Origin of the sequence: Sphingopyxis sp. 22461 (genome assembly GCF_052044915.1) — a bacterium.
Taxonomy (GTDB): domain Bacteria; phylum Pseudomonadota; class Alphaproteobacteria; order Sphingomonadales; family Sphingomonadaceae; genus Sphingopyxis.
In genome coordinates this window covers 1-17,371 of the sequence record NZ_JBQENY010000006.1, presented here as the reverse complement: position 1 = coordinate 17,371, position 17,371 = coordinate 1, and the positions used below count along the sequence as shown (strand labels likewise).

15 protein-coding genes are annotated in these 17,371 nt (G+C 66.7%); 6 read left to right on the top strand and 9 right to left on the bottom strand.

The window, feature by feature from the left end; translation table 11 throughout:
- Window positions 1-46 precede the first annotated feature (46 nt).
- The 3 genes from ACTJI5_RS11075 to ACTJI5_RS11065 are packed head-to-tail and all read right to left on the bottom strand — an operon-like array spanning window position 47 to window position 3,498.
- Window positions 47-1,015, bottom strand: coding sequence for an ornithine cyclodeaminase family protein (locus ACTJI5_RS11075; protein WP_440860341.1), 969 nt, complete (start codon window positions 1,013-1,015; stop codon window positions 47-49).
- Window positions 1,008-2,129 (bottom strand): dipeptidase, encoded by a 1,122-nt coding sequence (locus ACTJI5_RS11070; protein ID WP_440860340.1) that lies wholly within the window; start codon window positions 2,127-2,129, stop codon window positions 1,008-1,010. The genes ACTJI5_RS11075 and ACTJI5_RS11070 overlap by 8 nt, the downstream gene beginning before the upstream one ends.
- Complete coding sequence (locus ACTJI5_RS11065; RefSeq protein WP_310252616.1) at window positions 2,119-3,498, bottom strand: amidohydrolase family protein; 1,380 nt, start codon at window positions 3,496-3,498, stop codon at window positions 2,119-2,121. Before ACTJI5_RS11065 ends, ACTJI5_RS11070 begins: the two co-directional genes overlap by 11 nt.
- Before the next feature lie 221 nt (window positions 3,499-3,719).
- On the opposite strand from ACTJI5_RS11065, the gene paoA reads away from it, so the two are divergent.
- The 3 genes from paoA to paoC are packed head-to-tail and all read left to right on the top strand — an operon-like array spanning window position 3,720 to window position 7,513.
- Window positions 3,720-4,361: an aldehyde dehydrogenase iron-sulfur subunit PaoA gene (paoA, locus tag ACTJI5_RS11060; protein WP_440860339.1), complete on the top strand. Its 642-nt coding sequence runs from the start codon at window positions 3,720-3,722 to the stop codon at window positions 4,359-4,361.
- A complete protein-coding gene (locus tag ACTJI5_RS11055) occupies window positions 4,358-5,308 on the top strand; it encodes an FAD binding domain-containing protein (protein ID WP_440860338.1) in 951 nt (316 codons plus the stop codon). The genes paoA and ACTJI5_RS11055 overlap by 4 nt, the downstream gene beginning before the upstream one ends.
- 3 nt (window positions 5,309-5,311) lie before the next feature.
- On the top strand, window positions 5,312-7,513 hold the full coding sequence (gene paoC / locus ACTJI5_RS11050) for an aldehyde oxidoreductase molybdenum-binding subunit PaoC (RefSeq protein ID WP_440860337.1): 2,202 nt from the start codon (window positions 5,312-5,314) through the stop codon (window positions 7,511-7,513).
- Window positions 7,514-7,535: 22 nt separating this feature from the next.
- Here paoC and ACTJI5_RS11045 read toward each other — a convergent pair whose 3' ends face one another.
- On the bottom strand, window positions 7,536-8,111 hold the full coding sequence (locus tag ACTJI5_RS11045) for a nucleotidyltransferase family protein (RefSeq protein ID WP_440860336.1): 576 nt from the start codon (window positions 8,109-8,111) through the stop codon (window positions 7,536-7,538).
- A 57-nt stretch (window positions 8,112-8,168) separates the two neighbouring features.
- Here ACTJI5_RS11045 and ACTJI5_RS11040 point away from each other — a divergent pair, with 57 nt between their 5' ends.
- On the top strand, window positions 8,169-9,164 hold the full coding sequence (locus ACTJI5_RS11040) for an XdhC family protein (RefSeq protein ID WP_440860335.1): 996 nt from the start codon (window positions 8,169-8,171) through the stop codon (window positions 9,162-9,164).
- On the opposite strand, the gene ACTJI5_RS11035 is transcribed toward ACTJI5_RS11040, so the two are convergent.
- From ACTJI5_RS11035 to ACTJI5_RS11015, 5 genes are all read right to left on the bottom strand, one after another.
- Window positions 9,161-9,574, bottom strand: coding sequence for a tetratricopeptide repeat protein (locus ACTJI5_RS11035; protein WP_440860334.1), 414 nt, complete (start codon window positions 9,572-9,574; stop codon window positions 9,161-9,163). The two genes, ACTJI5_RS11040 and ACTJI5_RS11035, sit on opposite strands and share 4 nt — an antisense overlap.
- 843 nt (window positions 9,575-10,417) lie before the next feature.
- Window positions 10,418-12,184, bottom strand: a complete 1,767-nt coding sequence (locus tag ACTJI5_RS11030; protein WP_231732745.1) for a vWA domain-containing protein — start codon at window positions 12,182-12,184, stop codon at window positions 10,418-10,420.
- A 110-nt stretch (window positions 12,185-12,294) separates the two neighbouring features.
- The gene (locus ACTJI5_RS11025; protein WP_440860333.1) at window positions 12,295-12,831 is read right to left on the bottom strand and encodes an RNA polymerase sigma factor; all 537 of its coding nucleotides are present in this window, start codon (window positions 12,829-12,831) and stop codon (window positions 12,295-12,297) included.
- Between the two features lie 178 nt (window positions 12,832-13,009).
- On the bottom strand, window positions 13,010-15,355 hold the full coding sequence (locus tag ACTJI5_RS11020) for an EAL domain-containing protein (RefSeq protein ID WP_082639714.1): 2,346 nt from the start codon (window positions 15,353-15,355) through the stop codon (window positions 13,010-13,012).
- A 77-nt stretch (window positions 15,356-15,432) separates the two neighbouring features.
- Window positions 15,433-15,846 (bottom strand): cupin domain-containing protein, encoded by a 414-nt coding sequence (locus tag ACTJI5_RS11015; RefSeq protein WP_058538946.1) that lies wholly within the window; start codon window positions 15,844-15,846, stop codon window positions 15,433-15,435.
- Here ACTJI5_RS11015 and ACTJI5_RS11010 point away from each other — a divergent pair.
- Both ACTJI5_RS11010 and ACTJI5_RS11005 read left to right on the top strand, forming a co-directional pair.
- Window positions 15,845-16,057 (top strand): hypothetical protein, encoded by a 213-nt coding sequence (locus ACTJI5_RS11010; protein WP_310252639.1) that lies wholly within the window; start codon window positions 15,845-15,847, stop codon window positions 16,055-16,057. The two genes, ACTJI5_RS11015 and ACTJI5_RS11010, sit on opposite strands and share 2 nt — an antisense overlap.
- Window positions 16,054-17,371 (top strand): phosphotransferase (locus tag ACTJI5_RS11005; RefSeq protein WP_440860332.1); only part of this gene is annotated, 1,318 nt, incomplete at its 3' end. The genes ACTJI5_RS11010 and ACTJI5_RS11005, both read left to right, overlap by 4 nt.

Below are 17,371 nucleotides of genomic sequence, written 5' to 3'. Positions count from 1 at the left end.
ATTCGGTGGAATAGGAGTCCCACGATGCTGACATAGAAGCGGCCGGTTATGCCCCGGATACGCGATCGCGGTGCGTCTTCCAAAGCCAGGCGGCGCAGGCCAGATCCTGTACGATCGAGCCCAGCGATTTATAGATGGTGACGTCCGATGCCGTCAGGCGGCCCGGCGCGGAACCCGAAAAGACGTGCCCGATCTCGGGCAGGACATGTGCTTCGGTGACCAGCCCCGCGTCGCGCGCGCGCAGATATTCCGCGCCCTGCGCCAGTACCCCATCGCGATGATCGGGCACGAAACGCGCCCGCGCTACAAGCGCTTCGTCGATTTCGGTCGGTCCCGCGCGGCTGGAGCCGACGGCGTTGATATGCGTTCCGTCCGCGACGTGCGCGTCGAGCAGGAATGGTTCGGCCGCCCCGGTCAGCGTGCAAATGATATCGGCGCCCTCCGCCGCCTCGGCCACCGAGGCCACCTCATAGGCAGCAAAACCGAAGTCGTCGGCGATCCGGCCGGCAAGCTCGCCCGCCTTTTCAGGCGCGCGTCCCCAAATTCGCACTTCGTCGAGCGCCCGCACGTGGCGGATGGCGGCGACATGATGCCATGCCTGTTCGCCCGTCCCCATGATCGCGAGACGGCGGGGGCCGGGCCGTGCGAGCGCGTCGGTCGCGGCTGCGGAGGTGGCGGCGGTGCGGATCGCGGTGACCTCGCTGGCGTCGATCACGCACACCGGCGCGCCGCTCGTGCGATCGAACAGGATGATGACGCCTTGATGCGAGCTGCCGTGCGCGGCGGCGGCCGGGAAGATGCTGATGATCTTCGCGCCGAAGCCGGCGCCGTCGAGCGCGCCGGGCATCACGCCGAACAGATCGCCGCCGTCGAGGTCGATGATGCCGCGCAGCAACTGCCGGCTGCGTCCTTCGGCAAGCGCGATCATCGCGGGGCGCATCAGGTCGATGCACGTCCGGTGGTCGAGCCGCTTGCGGACTTCGTCCGCATCGATGAAGCGGATCGGATCAGCCACCCCAGACGCTTTCGGCGTGGCGCAGGAAATTGAGCCCCATGATCTTCTCGATCCGGCCACTCGAATAGCCGCGCACGGCGAGCAGACCGATAAGTTTGCGGAACTGGTCGGGCCCGCGCAGGTCGACGACGAAGGGATAGGTGTCGGGGCGCTCGCCCGCGGCGCTGATCCCCGCGGCGCGGCGCTCGGCGATCTCCTTGGCGAGCACGGCTTCGTAGGCCTGGAGATCGTCGATCTGGCCGACGGTGCCGTCGGTGCCGATCCCGACGTGATCCTCGCCGCAGATGTTCACCGCATGGTCGATATGCGCCACGACATCCTCGGCGCGCGCGTGACCCGACACATTCAGGAAGGGCATGAAATAGATGCCGACGAAGCCGCCCTTTTCGGCGACCAGTCGCAGTTCGGCGTCGGTCTTGTTGCGCGGCAGGTCGGTGACCGCGCGGCAACCGGTGTGGTTGATCGAGATCGGCGCCTTCGACGCGCGCGCGGCCTCGAGGCAGGTCTTCTCGCCGCTGTGCGACAGGTCGACGATCATTCGCTGCGCATTGAGCCGCTCGATCACTTCGCGACCGAACGGCGTCAGTCCGCGATTGTCGGGTGCCATCGACCCGTCGCCGAGCTGGTTCGCCGGATTATAGGTGAGCTGGAAGATGCGCACGCCCATGTTGGCGAAGATATCGACCCGGCCCGCATCCTTTCCCATCATCGCGCCATTCTGGAATCCGTAGATGATCCCGATCTTCTTTTCGGCCTTGGCGCGGCGGATGTCGGCGGCGCTCAAAATCTTGACGAGGTCGCGCGGATAGCGGCGCAGCAACATGTCCATCTTTGCGACGTCGGCGACGCTCTTTTCGAACGGTTCGGCCGGACCCGCGACATAGCCGAGGGTGCAGTTGATCGCGGTGACGCCCGACGCATGCGCCTCGGCCAGCACGCGCGGCGAGAACGGGTCGGGGGCATCGCGTATATTCGGATCGGCGAGCCCGCCGAGCGCATTGACGATCACCCATTTGCGGCCATCGGGCACCGCGGCGCGGCTCGCTCCGGGAAGCAGCGATGTTGCGGCCAGCCCCGCCGCACCCGCCAGCATTGCGCGCCGGTCAATCGTCATTTCCAAGCTCCTTCGCGGTCGGCGCGATATAGTCGGCGCGCCGGTATTCGCGGCCGCGTTTCACCGTCATTTCGATCTTTTCGATATTGTCGATGTCGGCGAGCGGGTCGGCCGCGAGCACGACGAAGTTTGCGAGCTTGCCGGGCTCGATCGATCCCATCTCCTTGTCCTGCCCCGCGGCGCGCGCGCCGACGAGCGTCGCCGAATGGATGACCGCGAGCGGGGGCATGCCGACGTCTTTCGCCAGATAGCGAAGCTCGGCGTGGACTTCGGGCCAGGCGTCGCCGGCGGGATTGACGAAATCGGTGCCGGTCGAAATCGGCAACCCTGCGCGCCACGCCTGCTGCGTCAGGCGTATCGTGCGGGCGCCGCTGCAACGCAGCGGCTTGGCCCCTGGGTCGGCCTTGCGGGAGGCCTCGAACTTCACGAACAGGCTGCCGGTCGCGTCGAGGATCGTGCCGCGCGTCCGCATCGCGTCGAAGAGGCGGGCGACCACCGGATCGTCGCCGGTCGCGGCAAGGCGCGCCTCGTCGACCGGGGTGCGGTCCTGATAGGCGGCGAGCATTTCGGGCTGCGCTTCATAGCCGAGATAACAAACATGGCTGACCGAATCGACGCCCGCCGCGATCACCTCGGCGGGGCGGGCAGGGAAGACCGCGCTGTGCGCCCAGATCATCAGCTTCTGGCGGTGCGCCTCGGCGGTGATCGCCGCGACGCGTTCGGCCGGCAGGTTCGCGTAGATCTTGATCGCGCTCGCGGAGGTGCCGCGCGCTAACGTGACCGCGGTGCGGAGGTCGGTCTTTTTGTCGATCGCCTGCATCCACGGCGCGGTGCCGGGCGTGAAGCCGCGGCTGACCGCGAGCACGCGGGGATCCTCGAAAAAGGACGGCCCGGCCATCAATGCGGCATAATGGATGTCGGGCGCGGGAATCTCGCCGACCAGCGACGCACGCGAAAGCTCGCCCACCGCGCGCAGATCGTCCGCCATGTCGCGCACTGCGGTCACACCCCCATAAAGCTGGCGGCGCAGGATCGCTTCGGCGCGCGCGCGGTTCGGCGGGGTGGCGAGATGGACGTGGCTGTCGATCAGCCCCGGGATCACGAAGCGCCCGGTCAGGTCGACCCGGCGCGCGCTCCCCGCCTGCGACGCCAATGTATCATGCGCGCCGATCGCTATGATCCGTTCGCCATCGATCAGGATGTCCTGATGGCCGCGCGCCGGACCACCGGTGCCGTCGATAACCGACGCATCGGTATAAAGCACCCGTTCGGCCGCGTACGAGGGCGCCGCCGCCATCAGCGATGCGGCGATACCAAGCGACTGAAAGGCAGCGACGAGCGCGGGCGGACGTGAGCGAACCGATGTCATGGCCCGTCGCTAGCGCCCTCATTTCATGTCCGCAATCGACTTGCCACGCGATCGCATGGACCAGCGTCTATTCCCCGGTCCCGCACTATGATACCGGTGTATCAGGAATCCGAATTTTCTGTGCCGACGCGGTCCCAATAAGCCGTGCGGTATCGACTGCCTGAACCTTCCCCGTGGGCCTTCGCGTCCATTGGCAAACAGAACAGAAACGGACGAATGCGATGCAAACTCCCGAAGAATATGAGCTGTCCCGGCGCGGCGTGCTCGTGGGCGGCGCGGCCTCGGTCGCGACGGTGACGATGGTCCCGATCGGGGCCGCGGCCGCCGCCACGCCTGCTGCCAAATCTCCGCCGACCGCCAAAGTGGCCTTCGAGGTGAATGGCACGGCGCGCGAGCTGGAACTCGACACGCGAACGTCGCTGCTCGACGCGCTGCGCGAGCATCTGCATCTGACCGGGACCAAGAAGGGGTGCGATCACGGCCAGTGCGGCGCGTGCACCGTGATCGTCGACGGGCGGCGGATCAACAGCTGCCTGACCTTGGCGGTGATGCACGAGGGCGAGAAGATCACAACGATCGAAGGGCTTGGCACCCCCGACAAGATGCACGCAATGCAGGACGCCTTCGTGACGCACGACGGTTATCAATGCGGCTATTGCACCCCGGGCCAGATTTGTTCGGCGGTCGCGGTGCTCGACGAGATCAAGGCAGGGGTTCCGAGCCATGTCACCGCCGACCTCGGCGCCGCGCCCGCGGTGACGAAGGTCGAGCTGCGCGAGCGGATGAGCGGCAATATCTGCCGCTGCGGCGCCTATTCGAACATCATCGATGCGATCACCGATGTGGCGGGAGTGAAGGCATGAAAAGCTTCACCTACGAACGCGTCGATAGCGCGGCGGCGGCGACCGCGACCTTTGCCCGGACCCCCGGCGCGCGCTTCATCGCGGGCGGCACCAACCTGCTCGACCTGATGAAGCTCGAGATCGAAACGCCGAGCCACTTGATCGATGTCAGCCGCCTCGCGCTCGACAAGATCGAGGCGACGCCCGAAGGCGGCCTTCGCATCGGCGCGATGGTCCGCAACACCGATTTGGCGAGCGACGCGCGCGTGCGGCGCGACTATGGTCTTTTGACCCGTGCGCTCGTCGCGGGCGCATCGGGGCAACTCCGCAACAAGGCGACGACTGCGGGCAATCTGCTCCAGCGGACGCGCTGCCCCTATTTTTACGACACCAACCAGCCGTGCAACAAGCGCAAGCCGGGCAGCGGCTGCGCCGCGATCGGCGGCTTCAACCGGCTGCACGCGGTGGTTGGCGCCAGCGACGCGTGTATCGCGACGCATCCCAGCGACATGGCGGTTGCGATGCGCGCACTCGACGCCGCGATCGAGACGGTCGACGCGGCGGGCAAGGCGCGCGCGATCCCCATCGCCGATTTCTACCGCGCGCCAGCGAAGACCCCGCATCTCGAGACGGTGCTGGCGCCGGGTGAGCTGATCACCGCGGTCACTTTGCCGAAGCCCGTCGGCGGTACGCACATCTATCACAAGGTCCGCGACCGCGCCTCCTATGCCTTCGCGCTGATCGCGGTCGGCGCGATCGTCCAGCGCGACGGAACCGGCCGGGTGGCACTCGGCGGGGTCGGCTACAAGCCGTGGCGCGTCGAAGCGGCCGAGGCGGCGCTGCCGCGCGGCGCGAAGGGGGTCGCCGACGGCCTGCTCGCGGGCGCGAAGACCACGCACGAAAACGCCTATAAGCTACCCCTCGTCGAGCGCACGCTCGCCGGGGTGCTGGCGCAAGCGAAGGGCTGAACCATGAAATTCGACACGCCCGCCACCACCAATCCGATCGATCAGATGAAGATCGTCGGCAAACCCACCAACCGCATCGAAGGGCCGCTCAAGACGACGGGCACCGCGCCCTATGCCTATGAACGGCACGATGTCGCGGCGAACCAGGCTTATGGCTATGTCGTCGGATCGGCGATCGCCAAGGGGCGGATCGCGTCGATGAACCTCGACGCAGCAAGGGCGGCACCGGGCGTCATCGCGATCGTCACCGCGGACAATGCGGGCAAGCTGGCGAAGGGCGATTTCAACACCGCCAAATTGCTCGGCGGCCCCGATATCGAACATTATCATCAGGCGATCGCGCTCGTTGTCGCCGACAGTTTCGAACAGGCGCGCGCTGCCGCCTCGCTCGTTCGTGTCGAATATACCCGCGGCAAGGGTGCCTATGATCTTGCCGCCGCGATCGACACCGCGATCAAGCCGAAAGCATCGTTCGGAACCGAGCCCGACAGCGCCGTCGGCAATTTCGCCGCCGCCTTCGCCGCAGCGCCCGTGCGGCTTGATGCGCGCTATACGACCCCCGACCACAGCCACGCGATGATGGAGCCGCACGCGACGATCGCCGCGTGGGAAGGCGACAAGCTGACCGTCTGGACATCGAACCAGATGATCGCCTGGTCGGTCGGCGACATGGCGAAGACGCTGGGCATTCCAAAGGAGAATATCCGCTTCGACTCGCCCTATATTGGTGGCGGATTCGGCGGGAAATTGTTCAATCGCGCCGATGTGCTGCTGGCCGCGCTGGGGGCGAAGGCGGCGAAGCGGCCGGTCAAGGTCGCACTGCCCCGGCCGTTGATGATCAACAACACGACGCACCGCCCGGCGACGATCCAGCGCGTCCGCCTTGGCGCAACCGCCGACGGCAAGCTCACCGCGATCGGGCACGAAAGCTGGTCGGGCGACCTGCCCGGCGGCGGGCCCGAAACCGCGGTGGCGCAGACGCGCCTGCTCTATGCCGGTGAAAATCGCATGACCGCGATGCGCCTTGCCGTGCTCGACCTGCCCGAAGGCAATGCGATGCGCGCGCCCGGCGAGGCGCCGGGGCTGATGGCGCTCGAGATCGCGGTCGACGAACTGGCCGAGAAGCTCGGCATCGACCCTGTCGCCTTGCGTGTCCTCAACGACACGCAGGTCGACCCCGAAAAGCCAAGCCGGCCCTTTTCGCAGCGCCAGCTCAACAAATGTCTCGAGACCGGCGCCGACAAGTTCGGCTGGAGTAAGCGCGCCAAGCCCGGCGCCATCCGCGACGGGCGCTGGCTGGTCGGGATGGGGGTCGCCGCGGCGTTCCGCAACAACCTCAACGGGCCATCGGCCGCACGCGTTCGCCTCGCCAAATCGGGGGTCGTGACGGTCGAGACCGACATGACCGACATCGGCACCGGCACCTATACGATCATCGCGCAGACCGCCGCCGAAATGATGGGCGTGCCGCTCGACAAGGTCGTCGTGAAGCTCGGTGATTCAGCGTTTCCGGTGTCGGCGGGTTCGGGCGGGCAGTGGGGCGCCAACAGCTCGACCGCCGGCGTCTATGCCGCGTGCGTCAAGCTGCGCGAGGCGGTGGTGCAGAAGCTCGGCCTAGCGTCGGATGCGGTCTTTGCCGATGGCAAGGTCAAGGCCGGACGCCGCAGCGTCGCGCTCGGTGATGCGGCCGCCGACGGCGAACTCGTCGCCGAGGACAATATGGAATATGGCGACCTCGCCGAGAAATTTCAGCAATCGACCTTTGGCGCGCATTTCGTCGAGGTCGGCGTCGATGCGATGACGGGCGAAATTCGCGTCCGCCGGATGCTCGCGGTCTGCGCTGCCGGGCGCATCCTCAATCCCAAGGCGGCGCGCAGCCAGGTGATCGGCGCGATGACGATGGGCGCGGGCGCGGCGTTGATGGAGGATCTCGCGGTCGACAAGCGCTTCGGCTTTTTCGTCAATCACGATCTCGCGGGTTATGAAGTCCCCGTCCATGCCGACATTCCGCATCAGGACGTCATCTTCCTCGACGAAGCCGATCCGACGACGTCGCCGATGAAGGCAAAGGGTGTCGGCGAACTCGGCATTTGCGGCGTCGCGGCGGCGGTCGCCAACGCGGTCTACAACGCGACCGGCGTGCGCGTCCGCAATTACCCGATTACGCTCGACAAGCTGCTTGGCAAGCTGCCGGACATGGTGTGATCGCCAGCGTGAAAGCGGCGTTTCATTTGGGCAAATCGCCCGGCCGGTCGATGTCCATCAGCTCGTTCGCGTCGGCGTGGACAAGTGCGGCATTCGCCAGCAAAGCCTTGCCGCCCCGATCGCCTTCGCCGCTGCGCAGCTTTTCGAACAGCCCGCGGGCGAACAGCGCCGGGGGCATCGTCGCGTCCCCGTTCGTCGACGCCACCACGGGCGCTGCCACCGGATCGAACCGGGCGATGAGTTTGCGCAAATGGCCGGTGCCGACAAAGGGCATGTCGGCGAGGCAGACCATCGCCGCGACGTCCGGCCCGCGTGCCGCTTCGGCAATGCCGCACGAGAGGGATCGCGACAGCCCGTGCTCGGGATGCGGATTGGCGACAATCTCGAAGCCGTGCGCCGCCAGCAACTGTGCGAGCGCGCCACGGTCATCGCGGCAGACGGCGATGCGCCGCCGCGGCGTCAGCAGGGCGATGTGCCTGGCTGCGTGCAGCGCCAGCGGTTCGCCCGCGAGCGGGGCGAGCAGCTTGTCGTCGGTCCCGAACCGCTGCGATGTGCCCGCGGCGAGCAGGATGACGGCGATGTTCGCGGCTTCGACCATGGCTCTCGTCCCTTCAGACGCCCTTTGCGCGTCGGCTGACTTCAAAGCAAATCGCAGATGATAGCAACCACGCCGGCCGACATATTGCGCTTTGTTCTGGCGCGCACCGCAGAGGGTGCCGGGACGATCCTCGTCACGCTCACCGCGATCGAGGGATCGTCGCCGCGCGCGATCGGCGCGCAGATGGCGGTGGCCGAGGACGGGCGATATGCAGGTTCCTTCTCGGGCGGCTGCATCGAGGCGGCGGTCGTCGCCGAGGCGATCGGAACACTGGAGCACGGGCGCGCTAAGCTCGTACGCTTCGGCGCGGGATCGCCCTATTTCGACATCCGGCTTCCGTGCGGCGGCGGGATTGACCTGCTGTTCAACCCGCGCCCCGATCCCGATGCGATCGGACAGGCGCTCGCGCAGCACGATCGCCGGCAAATCACGGCGCTGCGGCTGGCCGACGATGGCGTGCATGTCGATACGATCACCGATGCGCACGCGCGGGCTGGCTGGGAGGATGGAAGCTTCCGCCTCGGCTATGTTCCGAAGCTTCGTATCGTCGCGATGGGGCAGGGCGAGGAGCTCACGGCGCTGGCGCGTCTCGCCGCCGCCTTCGGGGCCGAGGTCAGCGTCCTCTCCCCCGACGAACGGGCTTTGGCCGATCTCGATGCCGAGGGTTTCGACACGGTTCGGCTGACTTCGCGCACAAACTTGCGGCCGCTCGTCACCGATCCGTGGACCGCGATCATTTCGGTCTTCCACGACCGCGACTGGGAGGAGGAGTTGCTGCCGCGCGCGCTCCAGCTTCCTTCCTTTTACGTCGGGGCGATCGGGAGCCAGCGGACGCAGGATGTCCGGCGGAACGCCTTGCGCGATGCCGGCGTGCGCGAGGACCTTCGGGAAAAGCTCCGCACATCGGTTGGGCTGATCCCCGCGACGCGCGATCCGGCGACGCTGGCGCTGTCGGCGCTGTCGCAGATTGTGCAGGACTATCACCAGCTCGGGGGTACGGACGCGGATGTCGACCGCCTGCCTATGGTTCGCAGCCTGACCAGCCCGGTCTAATCGCGCTCGCGCGGCTGCCGTATCGCCTGATACCGGGCGTCGAGGTTGACCGCGCGCTGCTCATCGACGTCGGCGCGCTTCGTATCGCCCTGTTTTCGCAGCAGAAGGCTGCGATTATAATAAGCGCGCGCCGACTGCGGCGCGTGCCGGACCGCCCGGTCGAGATCGGCGATCGCGCGCGCGCTTTCGCCCTGACGGTCGTAAGCGAGGCCTCGATTGAGATAAGCGACCGACAGGTCGGGCGCGACGGCAATCGCCTGATCGAAGGCCGTGATCGCGCCGTCGAGATCGCCCTCCCACGCCTGTTTCAGCCCATCGGAAAGATGCGCGTCGGCTTGCGCCCGAACGGCTTTCGCTCCCCCGCTTGCCAGCTTTTTGCACCGCGACAGCGCCCGGCTCGGATCGTTCACCGTGCAGGCGTTCCAGTCGCCGCGCCGGGGCGCGCCGCGCGGCNNNCGACGCGTGTTCCCGTGACGACGACCGACTCCTCGGCGACTTCGCTCGATGAATAGGCCGAAATGGCGGAGGGTGAATCCTGCACAGGGCGTGCCACGCGCTGCGCCGAGACGATGATCCCCTCGCGTTCCTCGGCTTTTGCGGCGGGCGCGGCGGGCGGCGCCTGCGCCAGTTCCACTCGCTTCGCCACCGGCGCGGAAACGGCAAGCGGCGCCGCCGCGACTTGCTCGGCGGCAGGGCTGTTCTTTGCGGATGGCGGTGCCGCGATCGCGGCGGGAGCGGGCACTTCGGCCTGGTTGTCCACGACCGTTGCCGGCTCGCCCGTCTCGCGCGCAATCTGTTCGTCGGCGGCGGGTGCGCCCGGAACCAATGCCGTCCATGCAAAGGGCAGGCTGATCGCGGCGACCAGCGCGGCGGTCGCGAACAGCCCGGCCTGCGGACGCCGAAGATTGGCCCACCAGGATGCTCGCGCTGGTGGAGGCGCGACCTCAGGTGCGGGGGCGCCGTCGAAGCGGGCAAGCGCGCCGGCAATCGCCGCCTCGCGCCGCTTCGGGGCGGGCGGCGGCGGTTCGGGCAGAAAGGCTTTCAGCTCGTCATCGCCCGCCATGGCTACGATGCCCCCGGCGCGGCGCGGCGCGATTTCGAACCCGGTCGAGATGGCAGGCGCGAGAGAAAGGGCATGGGCATCGTCTGGCCTTATACGCACAATATCGCGGCGGTCGAATATCTCGATCGACCGGCCGAAACGGGCGGGGCGGATGCGGCGGCGCTTCGCAGGAACCGCCGCCGCACCATGATCAGCGTTCCAGCTTTGCCATCGATCCCGCCGTCTTCGCGGCGCGGACCATCTGGACCAGTTCCATGCGATATCCGAAATCGTCGGTGCCGCGCGCTGCGCCGACGATTTGCAGCACATCGTCATAGGTCATCGATCCGCTGTAGCGCCCGCCGCGGAGCAGTTCGGCAAAGGCCGCGACCCCGGTTGCGAAGCGCGCATCCTGCGGCGCGTCGGCGAAGCGGGCGAATTCGACGCGCCGATCGATCGGCGTCGAAATCAGCTGGCTGCGATCCGATTTCGGCAGTTTGTAGCGGATCTTCACAAAGCCATATTCGCTCGATGGCGCCGCGACCGCCCGCGGGGCGGGCTTGCTGTACCTGAGGTCACCCATCGTACGCGGCCCGCCGACGGGGACGATCTCGTAGATCGCGGTCACGGTCTGTCCCGAACCGACATCGCCCGCGTCGACCTTGTCATTGTCGAAATCGTCGCGATTGAGCATCCGCGTCTCATAGCCGATCAGCCGATATTCGGCGACGGTGGCGGGGTTGAATTCGACCTGGATCTTCACATCCTTCGCGATCGGGAAGAGCGTCGAGGTGGCCTCATCGACCAATGTTTTGCGCGCTTCACCGAGCGTGTCGATATAAGCGGCGGCGCCATTGCCGTTCTGGGCGAGCGTCTGCATCAGCGCGTCATTGTAATTGCCCATCCCGAAGCCGAGGACGGAGAGGAAAATGCCCTTGCCGCGCTCGCGCTCGATATAGCCTTTCAGCTCATCCTGATTGGTGATGCCGACGTTGAAATCGCCGTCGGTGGCGAGGACGACGCGGTTGACGCCGTTCGGGTCGAGATTGCGCTCGGCCAGCGCATAGGCCTGGCGGATGCCTTCGGCGCCCGCGGTGCTGCCGCCCGCGCCGAGCTGGTCGATCACCGCGAGGATCTTGCCTTTCTGGCTCGCCGGCGTCGGCTCAAGCGCGGTGCCCGCATTGCCCGCATAAGTTACGATCGACACACGGTCGTTGCGATCGAGCTGATCGAGCAGCAGGCCGAGCGATTTCTTGACCAACGGCAGTTTGTTCGGCGCGTCCATCGACCCCGACGTGTCGATCAGGAAAACGAGGTTCGCGCGCGGCCGCGTCGCACGTTCGATCGTATAGCCCTTGATGCCGATGCGAACGAGCTTGCGGCCCACGGTGAATGGGCTCGGGAAGACGGCGACATTCGAGGAAAAGGGCTGCTGCGCGCTGCGCGGCGCCGCATAATCATAGGGGAAATAATTGACCAGTTCCTCGGTCCGCACCGCGGCGGGCTGTGGCAGGGCATTATTGTTCAGCGACGCGCGGACAAAGGAATAAGAGGCGGTGTCGACGTCGATCGAAAAGGTCGACACGGGCTCGTCGCGCGCGATCTTGAACGCATTCTCCTGCGTCGAGGTAAATTTGTCGCGGCCGACGTCCTGATACCAGGGCATCATCCGATCGGGATAGGGCGCGCGAATGGCGCTGCCCGTCACGACCATTTTGCGGGCCTGTGCCGGCGGCGGCGGCGATGCGATGTGTTGCGAACCGATCGCCGACATCGCCACCGGCGCGTCCATCACGTGCGGGGCGACCCGCTGTCCGGTGACGACGATGTCCGAAGCATGCTCTTCCAGCTCGGTCTTTGGGGTCGGCGCGGTCGCCTCCGACGACGGCGACGCAATGTCGGCTTCGTTCGATTGCGAGCAGGCGGTGACGAGCGTGATCGAGAGGCCCGCGGTAAGCGTCAGATAGAAACGGGACATGACATGTCTCCCTGGCAACAGCGGCGCACAATCGCCCGCATGTCCCTGGGACGCGTGGGCGCGGGAAATCCTTGGCGGCCTTTGCGAAAAAAATCCGGGGCGCCTCGTTGTCAGTCGCCGGGGTCGGGATTCGCCGCGAGCTGGCGCCGGATTTCGTGCATTCGCCACGACACCGTCGCTTCGGCTACTCCTAAGATTTGCGCGGCTTCGGCGTGCGACAGCTGCTGCCCCGCGATCAGCACCGCGGTGTCGCGAAGGTCGGGTTTCAGCCGCGCGATCGCGCTTTCGATCCAGACCGCGTCGTACAGGTCGCGGCCGTCGGGACCCCGCGCCAGCCCGGCCATGATACTCAGCCGCCCGGTGAAGCGCGTAAAGGCCGACCGCCGCCGATGGAAATCGCGGCAGGCGTTGTAAACAATGCTGCACAGCCAGGTCGTGAATTTGGCGTCGCCGCGAAAGGCGGAGAGCTTTTCGGCGAGAATGCAGCAGACATCCTGCGCGATATCGTCGGCATCGGCGCGCGATCCGGTCAATTGCCACGCGAGGCCGTGGATGCGGTCATAGTGGCGCCGCAGCAAGGCTTCGAAGGCGTGGCGGTCGCCCGCGATCGCCGCCGCAAGAATATCGGGTTCGTCGGCGTCGGCCATGCGTCAGCCTCGCACGCGCGGCGCGCGCCGATGGCATTCGGCTGTGGAATCAGGCTCGCCGGCGGACCGAAGGTCCCGCGCCGGCCAAATCGATCCCCCATATCCTGCCATCGCAAGGCTTGTGCCCCATTCGCCGCGCGAAGGCTATCGCTGACTTTCGCAGGGGCGCGTCGCGGCCTCAGCCCTCGGCGTCGCGCTTTTCCAAGTCGGACCAGGACTCCCCTTGGAATGGATCGGCGGCGGGGCGGCCGAAATAATAGCCTTGCGCCTGCGGGCAGCCCTCGTCGAGCAGCATCTGGCGCTGTTCCTGCGTTTCGACCCCTTCGGCGACGATCGGCATGTTGAAACTGCGGCCGAGCCCGATGATCGCGCGCACGATCGATCGCGCTGCTTCATCGTCCGAAATCGAGGCGACGAAGCTCTTGTCGATCTTGATCTTGTCGAACGGGAAGGCTTTGAGGTTGCTCAGCGACGAATAGCCGGTGCCGAAATCGTCCATCGCGATCCGGACCCCGAGCGCGCGGATTTCGTGGAGCGCCTTCAGCGCGCTGTGCTTGTTGCGCAGGAAGGCGGTCTCGGTGATTTCGAGCTCGAGCCGATGCGCCTCGAGCCCCGATTGCGACAGCGCGTCGCGAACGACGGCGGGCAGGTTCGGCACCTGGAACTGGATCGTTGACACGTTGACGGCGACCGAGACATTCTTGGGCCAGCCCGCCGCTGCTCGGCAAGCCTCGCGCAGCACCCATTCGCCGATCGTAACGATGGCGCCGATTTCCTCGGCAACGGGGATGAAATCGTCGGGCGCGATCTCGCCGCGTTCGGGATGGTTCCAGCGGAGCAGGGCTTCATACCCGATCACCGACGCAAAGGCCGTCGCGACGAGCGGCTGGTACACGACATAAAGCTGATCGCGGGCGATCGCGTGGCGCAGATCATGTTCGAGCGCGCGGCGTTCCTGCGCCAGCTCGTCCATCTCCTGATCGAAGAAGGCGGCGTTGCCTCTTCCGTTATTCTTCGCGCGATAGAGCGCCGTGTCGGCGTTGCGCTGCAGCATTTCGGCGTTGGTTCCGTCCTCGGGAAAGAGCGCGACGCCGATGCTGACCCCGACCGCCATCGGATCGCGCGCGACGTCCATTTCGATCGCCAGCGTGTCGAGGATGCGTGCCGACAGCTTGCGCGCGTCGTCGGGCCCCGAAACGCCGGTCTGGATGACGAGGAATTCGTCGCCGCCGATGCGCGCGACAATGTCGTCGGCGCGCACGACGGAGCGGAGAATGTCGGCGATGCGGCACAATATCTCGTCGCCGGCACCATGGCCGAAGATGTCGTTCACCGCCTTGAACCGGTCGAGGTCGAGCGCGAGCAGGGCGAACGGCGCCTTCGCTTCGATCGCCGCGTCGAGCGCGCGCGCGAAGTGGGCGCGGTTCGACAGATCGGTCAGCGCATCGTGCGACGCGAGATGCTCGATCGCCCGCTGCGCGCGTTTCCGGTCGGACAGGTCGCGGATCGCCAGGACCTGACAGCTTCGCCCGCGATATTCGATCGTCTGAGTCGCAATCTCCAAAATATGGTCTTCGTCGAAGCTGCTGCGGAGGCGCGCCTCGGCGGAATGGCCGTCGGGCGGTTCGAACGAGCCGCCGTCGCCCGCGACGAACCAGTCGGATGGCGTGCTGCCGACGATCGCGCCGCTGCTGACGCCGAGCAGAGCGCAAAGCCGCGCATTCACTTCGATGATCCGCCCGTCGTGCGTGATCGCGAGCGCCTCGAGCGTCGCATCGGCCAGCCCGTGCGCATCGGTGAGCCAGCGGTCGACGAGCGAGCCGGTGAGGGCGAGCGCGACCAGCGCGACATTGGCGATCACGATCGCGGGGACGAGCCAGTCGCGGCTGCTCGCCGTTCCCAATATGTCGCCGCGCGTCGGATCGGGGACGAGCGTGGTGGCCGACATCGCGGTAAAGTGCAGGATGACGATCGCAAGCACCGCGAAGCCCGCGGGCAGGGCGACCTTCTTCCAGCCCTGCGTCTTTGCGAAGGCGAGGAAGGCGGCGAAAAAGCACAGCCCCGATAGCAGCAGCGAAACGAGGATCGGCGCGAGGTCATAGGTCACGCGGGCGGGCGCGATGATCGACGCCATGCCGGTGAAATGCATCGCCGCGACCCCGACGGCCGCGCCGGCCGCCGCGGCGGCGCAGCGCCCCACATTCGGCGCCTTGCCGAGCAATCGAAAGCTGCACCAGAAGAAGCCGATCGCGATGGCGACCGACAAAATGGTCAGGCCGACGTCGAAACGGATCGGCATCGATCCGCGATAGGCGAGCATCGCGACGAAATGCGTCGCCCACACGCCGACGCCTTCGGCCACCGCTGCGACCATGAGCCAGTGACGCCGGCGGGCGTCGACGCAGTGCGTCGATCGGCCCAGGACGACGAAAAGGCTGATATTTCCGAGGATGCAGACGAGCGCGGCAATCAGGACGAATCGCAGATCGTGCTGATAAACGACGCATTCGAGGACGCTGAACATGCATTCCCTCCCTGGTCCCCGTCGTCCTTCTACCTCCCAATTCTAAATATTGCCTTATCGGATGGCCGGCGGGCGCGTCAGCGCGCCTCGATTACTTCGGCCGGGACAAGTAATGGTTTGCCCTTTTCGACGATATAGGTTGCGAGTTCGGCGCCGTTCGCGGCCGTGCGATTGCGCGCCTTGTGGGCGACGCCTGCCGGCACGAACAGCACTTCGCCGGCTTTCAGCGTTACGGGCGCCTGACCCTCAAGCTGATATTCGAGCGTTCCTTCGATGATGTAGATCACCTCTTCGCCGGGGTGGCGGTGCCACGGCGCGACCGCGCCGGGCGCGATGTCGATGCGCGCCTGGACCGTCTCGCGGCCGGGCGCCGAAAGATCGTGGCGCTGAAGGTCGGTCCGGCTGAGGCCTTCGGGCGCGGGCATCGCCGCGATGGCGGGGCTCGCGAGCAGGAGTGCGCCGGTAAACAAGGCACGGATATGTCGGGTCATGATGGCCTCCTTTGGCGTGGCTGGAATGGCGGTTCTGCTCGCTTGGGAAGAGTTTCGCCGTCGCGGCTCCGAAGGTTACTTGCCGCAAAATGATTCATCGCATATAGTTAGCATACTAAGTAAAATGATGGACGAGAAGGCGCGGGCGATGCGGGGATGGAATGCAAAATATCTGCGGATGACCGCCGTGCACGGGACGTTGTTCGCATGACCGATATTTCCGCGTTGCTCCCAGCGATAATGACCCGCGTTGTCGGTGCTGGCGTTTTGTCGGGCCTGACGCGTTTGTCGGGCGGCGCGAACATGGAGAGCTTTGCGTTCGATTGGGCGAGGGAGGCCTATGTCCTGCGGCGCGCGCCGTCGGCGGATTATATGGCGGACCGTCCGTTCGGGCATGTCGACGAGGCGGCGCTGGTGATGGCGGCGTTTGATGCGGGGGTGAAGGCGCCCGAGGTTGTGGGCGTGCTGACGGACGCCGACGGCCTAGGCACGGGCTATGTGATGCGGCGGGTGCTGGCGGAGGTGTCGCCGGCGAAGATATTGGCGGGTCCGCCGCCGTCGCTGCTGGAGGATCTCGGCCGCGAGCTGGCGCGCATCCACAGCATCCCGCTGGACCGCGTGCCCGCTGCGATCCCGCTGATGGACACGGCGACGGCGCTGGCGGAGCTGCGCGCGCGCTTCCTGTCGTACGGCGGCGACCGCCCGGTGATCGCGTTGGCGATCAGATGGTGCGAGGAGCATCTGCCCGCGCCCGCCGATCCGGTGCTCGTCCATGGTGATTATCGCATGGGCAATGTCATGGTCGATGCGGACGGGCTGGCGGCGGTGCTCGACTGGGAGCTGGCGCACCGCGGCGATGCGCATGAGGACCTCGCGTTCGGCTGCATGACGGTGTGGCGCTTCGGCGCGCTCGATAAACCGGCGTTCGGGGTCGGCAGCCTCGAGGAGTATTTTGCGGCCTATGAGGCGGCGGGCGGGGTGACGGTCGACAGGGGCCGCTTCCGCTTCTGGCTGATCTATCGCACCTTGTGGTGGGCGCTCGGCTGCCTGCAGATGGGGCAGATGTGGCGGAGCGGCGCCGACCGGACGGTCGAGCGCGTCGTCATCGGCCGGCGCACGGCGGAGCAGGAGCTCGATCTGGTGTGCCTGCTCGAAGACGAGGCGCCCGAGGCCGAGCGGGCGCGGGACTTGCCACCGTCGAAGCCGGTCGTACCGGAACCCGCTGGCGAGCCAACGAACCGCGAGATCGTGCAGGCGGTGCGCGACTGGATCGAAGGATCGATCAAGCCGCAGGCTGAGGGGCACGCCAAGTTCGAGGCGGTGGTCGCGATGAACGCGCTCGGCATCGTGCTGCGCGACCTCGATGCCGGGGTGCGCGCCGAGGATGCCGAGCTTGCTGCCGCGCTGCTGTCGGGAACCACGACGCTCGCCGAGCCGGGCCTGCTCGCGAAGCTGCGCCGCGCCGTGCTCGACAAATGCGCGATCGACAGCCCCAAATATGCCGCGCTCGCTGCGGCGCGCGCCG